This window comes from Candidatus Accumulibacter propinquus, assembly GCF_056856495.1.
The window spans coordinates 1,427,752-1,440,212 of record NZ_JBSEHC010000003.1 but is presented as its reverse complement, the minus strand read 5'-3'; the positions used below and the strand labels follow the sequence as shown (position 1 = coordinate 1,440,212).

At 64.1% G+C, this 12,461-nt stretch carries 13 protein-coding genes; 8 read left to right on the top strand and 5 right to left on the bottom strand.

What is annotated here, in order from left to right; translation table 11 throughout:
* The first annotated feature begins 12 nt into the window (after positions 1-12).
* Positions 13-849 (top strand): alpha/beta hydrolase, encoded by an 837-nt coding sequence (locus AC15MQ_RS12425; RefSeq protein ID WP_483080287.1) that lies wholly within the window; start codon positions 13-15, stop codon positions 847-849.
* Between the two features lie 31 nt (positions 850-880).
* Here AC15MQ_RS12425 and AC15MQ_RS12420 read toward each other — a convergent pair whose 3' ends face one another.
* Genes AC15MQ_RS12420 through AC15MQ_RS12410 form a run of 3 tightly spaced genes read right to left on the bottom strand, consistent with a single transcriptional unit; the run spans position 881 to position 3,764 of the window.
* Positions 881-2,317 carry a LutB/LldF family L-lactate oxidation iron-sulfur protein gene (locus AC15MQ_RS12420; protein WP_483080286.1) on the bottom strand — a complete coding sequence of 479 codons (1,437 nt, stop codon included), beginning with the start codon at positions 2,315-2,317 and terminating at the stop codon, positions 881-883.
* The gene (locus AC15MQ_RS12415; protein WP_350496998.1) at positions 2,314-2,985 is read right to left on the bottom strand and encodes a LutC/YkgG family protein; all 672 of its coding nucleotides are present in this window, start codon (positions 2,983-2,985) and stop codon (positions 2,314-2,316) included. Before AC15MQ_RS12415 ends, AC15MQ_RS12420 begins: the two co-directional genes overlap by 4 nt.
* Positions 2,982-3,764 (bottom strand): (Fe-S)-binding protein, encoded by a 783-nt coding sequence (locus AC15MQ_RS12410; RefSeq protein ID WP_287652611.1) that lies wholly within the window; start codon positions 3,762-3,764, stop codon positions 2,982-2,984. Before AC15MQ_RS12410 ends, AC15MQ_RS12415 begins: the two co-directional genes overlap by 4 nt.
* A 197-nt stretch (positions 3,765-3,961) precedes the next feature.
* Here AC15MQ_RS12410 and AC15MQ_RS12405 point away from each other — a divergent pair, with 197 nt between their 5' ends.
* Positions 3,962-4,714, top strand: a complete 753-nt coding sequence (locus AC15MQ_RS12405) for an FCD domain-containing protein (protein WP_287652610.1) — start codon at positions 3,962-3,964, stop codon at positions 4,712-4,714.
* Positions 4,715-4,761: 47 nt separating this feature from the next.
* Here the strand turns inward: AC15MQ_RS12405 and smpB are convergent, their stop codons facing one another.
* On the bottom strand, positions 4,762-5,208 hold the full coding sequence (gene smpB / locus AC15MQ_RS12400) for an SsrA-binding protein SmpB (RefSeq protein WP_483080285.1): 447 nt from the start codon (positions 5,206-5,208) through the stop codon (positions 4,762-4,764).
* Positions 5,209-5,286: 78 nt separating this feature from the next.
* Between smpB and AC15MQ_RS12395 the strand changes: the two genes are divergently transcribed.
* Together AC15MQ_RS12395 and AC15MQ_RS12390 are read left to right on the top strand one after the other, a co-directional pair.
* Complete coding sequence (locus tag AC15MQ_RS12395) at positions 5,287-5,730, top strand: type II toxin-antitoxin system RatA family toxin (protein ID WP_287652608.1); 444 nt, start codon at positions 5,287-5,289, stop codon at positions 5,728-5,730.
* Complete coding sequence (locus tag AC15MQ_RS12390; RefSeq protein WP_287652606.1) at positions 5,723-6,043, top strand: RnfH family protein; 321 nt, start codon at positions 5,723-5,725, stop codon at positions 6,041-6,043. Before AC15MQ_RS12395 ends, AC15MQ_RS12390 begins: the two co-directional genes overlap by 8 nt.
* A gap of 7 nt (positions 6,044-6,050) precedes the next feature.
* Here AC15MQ_RS12390 and AC15MQ_RS12385 read toward each other — a convergent pair whose 3' ends face one another.
* Complete coding sequence (locus tag AC15MQ_RS12385) at positions 6,051-6,494, bottom strand: DUF4124 domain-containing protein (RefSeq protein WP_483080284.1); 444 nt, start codon at positions 6,492-6,494, stop codon at positions 6,051-6,053.
* Between the two features lie 62 nt (positions 6,495-6,556).
* On the opposite strand from AC15MQ_RS12385, the gene guaB reads away from it, so the two are divergent.
* The 4 genes from guaB (at position 6,557) to AC15MQ_RS12365 (ending at position 12,432) form a co-directional block, all read left to right on the top strand.
* The gene (gene guaB / locus AC15MQ_RS12380) at positions 6,557-8,017 is read left to right on the top strand and encodes an IMP dehydrogenase (protein ID WP_483080283.1); all 1,461 of its coding nucleotides are present in this window, start codon (positions 6,557-6,559) and stop codon (positions 8,015-8,017) included.
* Between the two features lie 59 nt (positions 8,018-8,076).
* Positions 8,077-9,642, top strand: a complete 1,566-nt coding sequence (gene guaA, locus AC15MQ_RS12375; protein ID WP_332337058.1) for a glutamine-hydrolyzing GMP synthase — start codon at positions 8,077-8,079, stop codon at positions 9,640-9,642.
* A gap of 173 nt (positions 9,643-9,815) precedes the next feature.
* The gene (locus AC15MQ_RS12370; protein WP_287652598.1) at positions 9,816-10,262 is read left to right on the top strand and encodes a hypothetical protein; all 447 of its coding nucleotides are present in this window, start codon (positions 9,816-9,818) and stop codon (positions 10,260-10,262) included.
* Positions 10,263-10,392: 130 nt separating this feature from the next.
* On the top strand, positions 10,393-12,432 hold the full coding sequence (locus tag AC15MQ_RS12365) for a DUF1631 family protein (protein ID WP_483080282.1): 2,040 nt from the start codon (positions 10,393-10,395) through the stop codon (positions 12,430-12,432).
* Positions 12,433-12,461 lie beyond the last annotated feature (29 nt).

Sequence of the window (12,461 nt, the reverse complement as noted above, 5' to 3'; positions counted from 1 at the left end):
TTGTTCAGCGGCATGTACACCACCTGTTCGAAGGGCATCGGGCGATCGGCAGCGACGCTGCGACGCGGACTGCTCGGCGCGTTGCTGGCCTATCTCCTGACCTGTACGGGAATTGCCATGTTCCAGGATCACCTGCTCTACTACCCGGACCGGGCCACTGTGGCGGAAATGGTCGCGGGCGGACTTGCGCCGTGGCCGTCAGCCACCGACTTCCGCGGCCTGCTGGCCGAACCGAGCGCTCCAGCACGCGGCACGGCGATTGTCTTTCATGGCAACGCCGGGCACGCCGGGCATCGTCAGTTTTACGTCGACGCCCTGTCGCGACACGGCCTGCGTGTCATCCTCGCCGAGTATCCGGCTTACGGGCCGCGCAGCGGCCAAGTCGGCGAGGAGAACCTGGTGACCGACGCAGAACAGACGATCGCCCTCGCGCACGGTCGCTACGGCGGACCGCTGCTGATCATCGGCGAATCGCTGGGTGCCGGCGTCGCGGCGGCGGCCAGCGCGCGGGCGCGCGCAACGATCACCGGCCTGCTGCTGTTTACGCCTTGGGACAGGCTCGAACACGTCGCCAGCCATCACTATCCGCTACTGCCCGTGCGCTGGCTGTTGCGCGACCGCTACGACAGCACCACCCACCTCGCGGGATTCGGCCGCCCGATACTGGTAGTCATTGCCGGTGAAGACAGAATCGTTCCCGCCCGCTTCGGCAGGGCGCTTTACGACGCACTTGGCGAACCCCGACGCCTGTCGGTGATCGAAGGCGCCGGGCACAACGACTGGTTCGACGCCCTCGACGACGCCTGGTGGGATCAGGCCGTCGCCTTCCTGTTGGGCAGCAGCCGCTGAAGTCCGCGGCGCTGGCGCTCCGCAGGACGCTTCAGGACCGCTTTCTGGCCGCCATCTGCTCGTGCAGCGTCCGCCTGGCCGGCTGCAGCGGCGTACGACTGGCCGTCCAGCCAGACTGCATCGGCGGCGTCAGCGCCCTGAAACGGGTCGCCAACCAGCCGAAGGCACGATACAGCGCCGGCCGGGTATACAGCGCGGCCCACCCCGCCCAGATGATGTCGATCAGGCTGCTCTGCGCAGCCCCCTGACCGAGCATCGGCTTCTCGCCGGGTCGGGCGGCGTGCTGTGCCTCGCCGCGCAGTCGGATCAGCAGATCAGGAATCGGAATCCGCACCGGACAGACTTCCCCGCAGGCGCCGCACAGACTGGAAGCGGTCGGCAGCACGTGCGTGGCAGCGAGTCCCAGCATATGGGGTGAGACGATGGCGCCGATCGGCCCGGGATAGGTCGAGCCATAGGCGTGGCCGCCGATACGGGTGTAGACCGGACAGTGATTCATGCACGCGCCGCAACGGATGCATTGCAGCGTCGAACGCAGTTGCTCGTCGCCGTAGGCCTGCGTGCGACCATTGTCGACCAGCACCAGATGCAACTCGCGTGGACCATCCTTTTCGCCCGGCTTGCGCGGTCCGCTGATCATGTTGAAGTAGGTGGTGATCGCCTGACCGGTGGCCGAGCGCGTCAGCAAGGCGAGCAGCGGCGGCACGTGTTCGAGTTTCTCGACCACTTTTTCGATGCCGGTAATCGCGATATGCACGTCGGGAACGGTGGTACACATGCGGCCGTTGCCTTCGTTCTCGACCAGACACAGGGTGCCGGTTTCGGCGACGGCGAAGTTCACCCCCGACAGCCCGATCTCGGCGGTCATGAACTTCTCGCGCAGCACGGCGCGGCCTATGCCGATCAGTTCGTCGACCGAGTCGGTATACGCGGCACCCGGCACCTTCTCGGCGAACAGGCGGGCGATCTGCTGCTTGGTCTTGTGGATCGCCGGCATGATGATGTGCGAGGGCTTTTCGCCGTCAAGCTGGACGATGTATTCGCCCATGTCGCTCTCCAGCGCCTCCATGCCGGCGTCGGCCATCGCATGGTTGAGCTCGATCTCTTCGCTGACCATCGACTTGCCCTTGACCATCAGTCGGGTCGAATGGCGACGCGCGATGTCGATGATGATCCGGTTGGCCTCTTCCGGAGTCTCGGCCCAATGCACGCTGACACCGTTGTCGGTCAGCTTGCGTTCGAGTTGTTCGAGCAGGTCGGGCAAGCGCGCCAGACTGTACTTGCGGATGTGCTCGGCAAAGGCGCGCTGGCGTTCGAGCGCCGGCGCATCGGGAAATTGCGCCGCGCGCCGCGCGATCAGGAAATCCATGGCGTTGCGGAAGCTGCTGCGCAGATGGGCATCGGCCACCGCTGCCGCCGCGCGCTGTTTGAATGCGCTGGCGGGAACGAACTGCAGGGGGGCGTTCATTTCAGTTCCTCCTCATTGACCAGCATCAGCACGACCAACTCCTTCGGGCCATGTGCGCCATAGGCCAGCGTCACCTGGATATCGGCCGTCTTCGATGGACCCGAAACGAGCAGCGCGTTGGTCGGCATGCCGCTGCTCCAGCGCTGTTCGCGCATCGCCCCGAACAGATCGTCGTAAAGCTGGTCGGCGTCGAGCAGCGCGAAATGGATCGGTGGCACCAGCGACATCAGGCGCGGTTCGTCGACGTCCGGCCAGATGATCAGCGTGCCGGTCTCGGCGATCCCACCGCGCGTCGAGGTCAGGCTGGCATCCGTATCTTCGAACAGCTCCTTCTTCCAGGCGTCCACCGGTCGGTCGTAAGGTTTCAGGCCGCCGATACCGGCGGCACGCAGCGCCGCCGTGTGCGGCTCGCCGTGGAGCAGCGAGCGTACGCCTTTGGTCACGCAGAGTTCGCGCAAGGTCTGCGGCCAGTTGGCGCGCGTCACCCGTACCACCTCGCCGTGCCAGAAAGCCATCTTCTCGCAGAACAGGGCGATGCGCGCGGCGCGCGTGCCTGCCGCCAGCCCGGCGTGGCACGCCGCATGGAAGGCCGGTACGTCGGGCGGCAGCGGCGACGTAGCCTGCGGCGCCGCCCGCAGACGCTGCAGGATGTTGGCACGCGCGCTCATCGCTGCTCCCCTTCAGCACCGGTGCGCTGCCAAAGAAACGTCGCCAGATGCTGGCCCTGCAAGGGGTCGCCACGTTTCTGCAGGGTGTGGTTGAGGTTCAGCATGCAGCCGCAATCCGCCGAGAGAAAGGTCTGCGCGCCGGTCTGCTTGAGCGCTTCGACCTTGTCGCCGGCCATCGCCGACGAGATCGCCGGGTGTTTGAGCGAGAACGTGCCACCAAAGCCGCAACATTCGGATTCATGCGTGTGCATGGCGACTTCCACCCGGGGCAACTGGCCGAGCAGCGTGCGCGCGTGCACATGTGTACCCATCTCGCGACGGGCGGCGCACGAGGTGTGCAGCGCGACACGTGCCGGGGCTCCACGATCCGTCAGTCTGACGCGGGCAACATGGAGAAGAAACTCGGTGAACTCGAAGACTCGTTCTGCGAGCGCACTGGCCTCCGACAGCAAGCGCGGATCGTCGGCGAAAATCCGCGGATAGTGGTGACGCATCATGCCCGCGCAGGAACCGGAAGGGACGATCACCGGCCACGCTTCCGGAAACAGGCGCAACTGGGCGAGCGCCACGGCGCGGGTCTGTTCGGGAAAACCGCTGCTATGCGCCGGTTGCCCACAGCAGGTCTGAGCGGCGGGAAAATGCACCTCGATCCCCTCGCGCTCCAGCAGACGGACGGCATCCATGCCGGCCTCCGGACAGAAGAGATCAATCAGGCAAGTCCCGAAGAGGTAAACCCTCGCTGGTTTTTCCGGGTAGTGGCGGCGGCCTGCTTCGTCCATGGCTGGCTCCTCTTGTCTCGGTTGGTGGATGGTTGGCGGAGAAGTGGTAAGACCAATTACCGGGAACAATAAGTCGGTCAGTGCGCTTTGTCAATCTCCCGGCAAGGATCCTCGGCGTATCGGTCGGCCGGCCCAGGAAACTGGTAAGACCGGCCGACTCCTGCAATAATCCAGGCAGACGACACCGGGCCACCCGCATGAATTACAGCAAGCTCAACCTGCCGCGCATTCCGGACGCCATCGCTCATCAACTGGAGGCGCGCATTCTTGAGGGCTCACTGAAGCCTGGCGACCGCCTGCCGGCCGAACGCGAACTGGCGATCGAACTGGGGGTTTCGCGCCCTTCCCTGCGCGAAGCGCTCAAACAACTGGTCTCCCGGGAACTGCTGGTCAGTCGTCACGGTGGCGGTACTTACGTCACCGACCGGCTGGAAAGCAGCTTCGTCGATCCCTGGCAACAGTTGATGGATCAGCACCCCTCGCTACAGGACGACGTATTCGAGTTCCGCTATCTGCTGGAGGCGTCGGCAGCCGAACTGGCCGCGCTAAGAGCCACCGACACCGATCTGCAGCGACTGGGACAGGCGTATGCGCGTCTGGACGCTGCCTATGCTGCCGACGATCGGCGTGCGCAGGTGGCGGCTGACGTCGCCTTTCACCTGACCATCGCCGATTCGGCGCACAACGCCCTGTTCAGTCATCTCGTGGCAAGCGTGCTGCGCCTGTTGCATGAGCATGTACGGCGCAGTCTGCGGGAAATGGCGGTGAGTCCGGAAATCGGTCGCCAGTTGATGAGCCAGCACGCGGCCATACGCGAGGCGATCGTTGGTCGCCAACCCGAGGCCGCCCGGCTGGCTGCGCAGACGCACATCAACTTCGTGCGTCTGCGCCTCGGCGAAGCCGCACGCTCGGAGAAGCGACAGCAGCAATCGTTGCGGCACCTGAGCTGACGGCTGCTCGACTGCACGCCATGCCGATGCCGCCCCGCAGGCTCTGTCTAGACCTTGACCCGCATCAGACGCGCCTTCTCACGCACCCAGTCGCGATCCTTCTCGGCCTCGCGCTTGTCGTGTTGTTTCTTGCCCTTGGCAAGACCGATCTCGACCTTGATGCGGCCGCGCTGGAAGTGCAGGTCCAGCGGCAGCAGGGTGTAGCCGGCACGCTCGACCTGGCCGATCAGCTTGCCGATCTGGCGGCTGTGCAGCAGCAACTTGCGGGTACGAACCGGGTCGGGTTTGACGTGCGACGACGCGGCCAGGAGCGGCGTGATATGCATCCCGAAGAGAAAAATCTCGCCATTGCGGATGACCACGTACGCTTCCTTGATGCTCGCCCGGCCGCCGCGGATCGCCTTCACCTCCCAGCCCTCCAGCGCGATGCCCGCTTCCAGCTTCTCTTCTATGAAGTAGTCATGAAAGGCCTTCTTGTTGGCGACGATGCTCATGATGCCGTTTCTCAGGTGATCAAGGTTCGGGAGTGCTAGAATCGCCGATTCTACAGGATTCACGGGAGATGGCAGAGGATGGCCATGGTCAACAAGTCGGTGCTGATCGAACGTTCATCGCAACAGATGTTCGATCTGGTCGACCGTGTCGAGGACTATCCGCAGTTCCTCCCCTGGTGCAGCAAGACCCGCTGTGAATTCCGTGACCACAGCAAGACGGTCGCCACGCTGCACATCAACTACCGCAGCGTCAAGTCGCATTTCACCACCGAGAACGACAAGGAATGCCCGTTCTGGATGCGCATCACGCTGGTGGATGGTCCGTTTCGCCGGCTCGACGGTTTATGGCGCTTCAAGCCCCTGGCCGAACACGCCTGCAAGATCGAATTCCAGCTCTCCTACGAGTTCTCCAGCAAGATGTTCGAGAAGGTGATCGGCCCGGTCTTCAGCCAGATCGCCAACACCTTCGTCGACGCGTTCGTGAGGCGTGCGAACGAGGTCCATGGGCTGCCCAATGTCTGAGATGCTGGCGATTGAAGTGATCTACGCCCTGCCGACGAAGCAGCAGTTGGTGCGTTTGCAGTTGCCGACGGGCAGCACCGTGCGGCAGGCAATCGAAGCTTCCGGACTGCTGCAGAAGCATCCGGAAATCGATCTGACCAGGAACAAGATCGGTATCTTCGCCAAGCTCGGAAAACTCGACACCGTCCTGCGCGATCGCGACCGCGTGGAAATCTACCGCCCACTGATCGCCGACCCGAAGGAAGTACGCAAGCAGCGGGCGGCCGAAGGCAAGGTCATGAAAAAGGGTGCCGGCGACAGCGAGGGCGAATAGGCAGCGCTCACTTGCAGTTGCTCTGCACGGTCTGGCGGATTCTCGCGGTCTCTTGCTGGCGCTGGCTGTCGTCCAGGAAGTAGCGCTCACCCCGGGCGTCACGCATCGCCACGCGTTCTCCGGATTCCATGGCCTGCAGCGAGCGCCGGGCGGCGTCGCAGTCCTCCTGTCTCTGGGCAGTCAGCCGCTGCTCCTTTTCCGCCTTCTCGGTACGCTCCGCGGACTCCTTCTGACGTTTCCGGAAATCCATCTCGCGATCGGCCATCGCCTTGCCGGCATCCGCCGCCGCGGGTGGTGCCTCGGCCTCGATGGTGCGTGGCTTTCGGACGATGCCGGTGGGTGGGCGGTCGGAAATGACGGTCCGGTTGTTCTGGTCCTGCCACTTGTAAATCTGGGCTTGCGCCGCAGCAACAATACACAGCAAGGCAGCAGTCAGGACGAAGCGCTTCATGGCCATTCAGCGGTAGGAGGGCAGGCTGTATAATACGTTTTTGTGACCTCGGATCAAAGGCCATGCGATTAATCCAAAGGGCGTTGACATTCGACGACGTCCTCCTCCTTCCCGCCCACTCCTCGATCATGCCGCGCGATGTCACGCTCAAGACGCGCCTGACACGCAACATCAGCCTCAATCTGCCGCTGGTGTCGGCAGCCATGGACACCGTCACCGAAAGCCGCCTGGCCATCGCCCTGGCGCAGGAGGGCGGGATCGGGATTGTGCACAAGAACCTCAGCCCGAAGGCGCAGGCCGCCGAGGTCGCCAGGGTCAAGCGTTTCGAGTCGGGAATCCTGAAGGATCCGATCACCGTCCCGCCGAACATGTCGGTACGCGACGTGCTGGCCCTGACCCGCCTGCACAAGATCTCGGGGGTGCCGGTGCTCGATGGTCAACTCGTCGTCGGCATCGTCACCAACCGCGACCTGCGCTTCGAAACCCAACTCGATCAACCGGTGCGCAACATCATGACGCCGCGCGATCGCCTGGTTACCGTGCACGAGGGCGCAACGGTCGAGGAAGGCAAGGCGCTGATCCACAAACATCGTCTTGAACGTGTGTTGGTGGTCAACGACGCTTTCGAGTTGCGTGGTCTGATCACCGTCAAGGACATCATCAAGACCACCGAGCACCCCGAGGCGAGCAAGGACGGCGCTGGCCGTCTGCGCGTCGGCGCTGCCGTCGGCGTCGGCCCGGGGACGGAAGAGCGCGCCGAGCTGCTCGCCGAAGCGGGTGTCGATGTGATGGTCGTCGACACCGCCCACGGGCATTCGCAGGGCGTTCTCGACCGCGTCCGCTGGATCAAGAAGAACTTTCCGCGGGTCGAAGTGATCGGCGGCAACATCGCCACGGCCGATGCCGCGCTGGCAATGGTCGAGCATGGCGCCGATGGCGTCAAGGTCGGCATCGGCCCCGGCTCGATCTGCACCACGCGTATCGTCGCCGGCGTCGGCGTCCCCCAGATCACCGCCATCCAGATGGTTTACGACGCGCTCCAGAACAGCGGCGTGCCGATGATTGCCGACGGCGGCATCCGCTACTCCGGTGATATCTCGAAGGCCATTGCCGCGGGGGGCGACGCGGTCATGCTCGGTGGGCTCTTTGCCGGCACCGAGGAAGCTCCCGGCGAGGTGGAGCTGTTTCAGGGGCGCTCCTACAAGTCGTACCGTGGCATGGGTTCGATCGGCGCCATGGCCGCGGGCGCCGCCGACCGCTACTTCCAGGAGGAAACGGCCAACGTCGACAAGCTGGTTCCCGAGGGTATCGAGGGCCGGGTGCCCTACAAGGGCTCGGTGCTGGCGGTCGTCCATCAACTGATGGGTGGCCTGCGTTCATCGATGGGCTATCTCGGCTGCCGGACCATCGCGGAAATGCACGCCAAGGCGGCCTTCGTCGAGATCACCTCGGCAGGCGTCCGAGAATCGCACGTCCATGACGTCCAGATCACCAAGGAAGCTCCCAATTACCACGTCGATTGAGTATCGATCGACGACCAGCGGGCGGCTGCAGGCCGCCCGCTGCATTTGAGGCCTGGCCCATGTCCCACCGGAAAATTCTCATCCTCGACTTCGGCTCGCAGGTCGCGCAACTGATCGCCCGCCGCGTCCGCGAACAGCAGGTGTATTGCGAGCTGCATCCCTACGACGTCACGCCACAGTTCATCCGCAACTTCGATCCGCAGGGGATCATTCTGTCGGGTGGACCGAATTCGGTTTATGCGGTCGAGGACTTCAAGGCGCCGCCGGTAGTGTTCGAACTGGGTGTCCCCGTCCTGGGCATCTGCTACGGCATGCAGACGATGGCCGCACAACTGGGAGGCCAGGTCGAAAGCTCGACGCGCAGGGAATTCGGCTACGCCGAAATGCGTGCCCACGGCCACTGCACACTGTTCAAGGGAATCGAGGACCGGCGCAATGCCGAGGGGCATGGCCTGCTCGACGTCTGGATGAGCCATGGAGACAAGGTCACGGCGTTGCCACCGGGCTTCAAGGTCATCGGCAGCAATGCCTCGACGCCGATCGCGGCGATGGCCGACGAGGCACGCCACTTCTACGCCGTGCAGTTCCATCCGGAGGTCACCCACACGCTCAAGGGCAGGGAAATCATCGGACGTTTCGTCCGCGACATCTGCGGCTGCGGGCATGACTGGAACATGCCCGACTACGTCACGGAAGCGATCGAGAAGATTCGTTCGCAGGTGGGCAACGAGGAGGTGATCCTGGGCCTTTCGGGCGGCGTCGATTCCTCGGTCGCGGCGGCGCTGATCCACCGCGCGATCGGCGAGCAGCTCACCTGCGTCTTCGTCGATAACGGGCTGCTGCGACTCAACGAAGCGGAACAGGTGATGCAGACCTTTGCCCGCAACCTCGGCGTCAAGGTCGTACACGTCGACGCTGCCGCGCAGTTCATGGGACAGTTACAGGGAGTCTCCGACCCGGAAGAGAAGCGCAAGATCATCGGTCGCGAGTTCGTCGAGGTCTTCCAGGTCGAGGCCGCCCGGCTCAGCAACGCCAAATGGCTGGCGCAAGGCACGATCTACCCCGACGTGATCGAATCGGCCGGCGCAAAGACCCGCAAGGCGCATACCATCAAGAGCCATCACAACGTCGGAGGCCTGCCCGAGCAGCTCAATCTCTGGCTGCTCGAACCTCTGCGCGAACTGTTCAAGGACGAAGTACGCGAACTCGGCATCGCCCTCGGCCTGCCGCACGACATGGTATACCGCCACCCCTTCCCCGGCCCCGGCCTCGGCGTCCGCATTCTCGGCGAAGTGAAGCCCGAGTTTGCCGAACTCCTGCGCCGCGCCGACGCCATCTTCATCGACGAGTTGCGTGCCTCTGGATGGTACGAGAAAACCAGCCAGGCCTTTGCCGTATTCCTGCCGGTGAAATCGGTGGGGGTCATGGGCGACGGCCGGACGTACGAATACGTCGTCGCCTTGCGCGCGGTGGAAACTCAGGACTTCATGACCGCGCACTGGGCGGAACTGCCGCACAGCCTGCTCGGAAAGGTTTCCAACCGGATCATCAACGAGGTGCGTGGCATCAACCGGGTGGTTTACGACATCTCGGGCAAACCGCCGGCAACGATCGAGTGGGAATAGCCGCACGTTCGGCAACACCAAACACGTTCATCTGGGTCAGCGCCTTCTGCATATGACTCGCGCTCTCCTCGCACCGTGATTCTTTCAGACGCATTGCTGCCGAAGGCCGATTACGGCGCTCATACCTCTTTGGACAAGGCTCGGGAAAGACCCGCACCCTGTTTGTGGTTAAAATGCGGCATCTGCATTCTACTTTCTTCGAGAACGTCGTGTTCGAGCGAGTGCCTGACCCCCTGCGCACCTTCCTGATGGTCGCCACCCTGTGGCTCGGCCTCAGCGGCTGCGACGCGGTACAGCAGAAACTCGGAATCGAACCGCCGGCAGCCAAGGCCGCACGTCTGGATGCCGAGGGGAAAGCGGTCGGCGGTGCCTGCCGGCAATCCGGACGCGCCATCGAAGACTGCTACTCGATCTACTCGTGGCTGCCCAAGGCGCCGATCTACGAAGGCTGGCGCGACATGGACGTCTACATGCGGGAAAACAAGCTGGAAACCGTCGAACCCCAACTGCCACCGCCACAACCACCGGGCGCCAAGAAGAAAAAACCTGCAGCCGTCGAGGAAGCCGCGCCTGAAGCCAAACCCGAACAAAAAGCGCCCGACAAACCCGCAAAGCATTAGGCGAACGACCATTGATCCGCGCTTCGATACGATTGACGACTAAAGACCTCTGATAGCATCCGGCCGGCAAGAAATGTCCGAAGAAGATAACCCCCTGCTTCCGCAAACAACCGCAACTGGCGGAGACCCCTTGCCTGTACTTCGTGCCAGCAAGGCTCTCTTCCTGAGCCGACTGACGGAAATCGTCAATCGCTGCGCGTTCGCCACAGCACCTGCGTTCGAAGCTTTCACCCGCGAGGTTGGTGAGGCGCATGACCAGGCGGCATCGGCCAGCCCGCGTGACGACTTCGAGCAAACCAGCCAACTCACGGCCTCGCGCCTGACCTTGATGGGAGACGACGACCTCGAACTGGACATCCGCATCGGCGAAATCGGCAGCCGCCTGCGCGAGACTGCCGGTCGCGACCTGTGGCGAAGCCAGTTGCGCTACATGACCCTGCTCTCCAGGCCGGCGATGAACGAGGACAGCAATCCGCTCGGCCCGGAGGTGATCTGCCTGGGCTTGTGGGCGCTCTGCAAGGCCTGCGGCGGCAGCCATGAACAGCAACACGCCATGCTCGACTGGCTGGAGCGCGCACTTGGGCAACAACTGCCGGCGCTGTATCGCGATCTCGACCAATTGCTGGCAGGCTACGGGATCGAACCGGTGCAGGGAGCAAGCGCGCCAGTGGTGACCACGGTGGCCGCCGCAGTCGGCTCCGCGGAGAACCAGGCGGCGCCAGGCAATGCCCTGTCTACGCTGCAGCAGGCGGTGCGCCGTCTAGGCAACGAGCAAACCGGTGCGCCGGTCGACTTTTTCGGAGACGGCAGTGCACGTTCCGGAAATGCCACTCTCGATGCGGCGGCCATGGTCATGCTCAACCATTTGCTCGACCGCCTGACCGCTCTCGAGAGCCGCTCGGCGCACCCAGCCATCGACACGGGAGCGGCGGAGTTGCCGGCGCCCGCGCCGCTGTGCGCGCTGACATCGAAGGATCTCGACCTGCCCCTGGGCAAGCCAGAAGCGATCGCCATCGATACGATGGCGCTGATCTTCGAGTCCATCTTCGACTCCAGCGATCTACCCGACACCATCAAGGCGGCCATCGGACGCCTGCAGATTCCCCTGCTCAAACTGGCGATCGTCGACCCGTCCCTGTTCACCAACGATCATCATCCCGCACGCCTGCTGATCAACCGCATGGCGCGGGCGGCGGTCGGCCTGCCGCGCAACACCGGCTGGGAACATCCGATCTGCCAGCGCATCGGCCGACTCACCGCAGCCGCCAGGATCGCGCTGGACACCAGGGGTGCGCCGCTCGATGCACACCTCGCCGACCTGGACACGCTGATCCGGGAACGCGACCAGTCGATCCGACGGGCGGCGGAGAACTCCATCCAGATGGTCGTCGAGCACGAGAACCGGCAGTATGCCGAACAACTTGCGGCGACCTGGCTGCGCGGCAGGCTGGCCAGAACGCGTTCGCCCGAGGTCGCGTCGTTTCTCGAAAAGTACTGGTTGCGAGTGATGGTCGCCGCTGTTCTGGAGGATGGCGCTGCGGGCAAACGCTGGCAAGAAAGCAGCACGACCGGCGATGAACTGATCTGGAGCGTACAACCGAAACAAAGCGCCGAAGAACGCAAGCGCCTCGCCAGCCTGGCCTCGTCGCTGGTCCGGAGAATTGGCGCCGGGCTTGACGCAATCGGCGTTCCTGCCGCCGAGAGAAGCCCGTTTCTGAATGCCTTGTTCGACCTGCAGACGGCCGCGCTGCGCAGCCAGGCGCCAACTCCGCCGTCACCGGGAACGGCTGCGGACAGCCCACGTGCCGTCGTCGGCGGCGCGTCGCCGGCAGCCCCGCGCGTCCTTGAGCGCGACGGCTGGCGGGTACACTATCTGGGAATGCCGTCCGATACCCGCTCACCGCACACGCTGACGGTGGCCAACTGGCAGGTCGGCGACTGGTTGCGTTTCCGGATGGCGAACACCGAGCCGCTGTGCGGCCTCGGTTGCTGGCAAAACCCGTCCTCGGGGACGATCCTGTTCTTCAACCCGGACTGGCCCTACGCCGTCGCCATGTCGGCAGCCACCGTCGACCAGCAAATCCGCTCCGGCCGCGCGCAGCTCGTTTCGCGAGTCCCCATTTTCGACGCGGCCGCAGAACGCGCCCTCGGCCTGCTCGAAAAACGCTGACGACACGCCGGGAATACGCGCAAAACCTG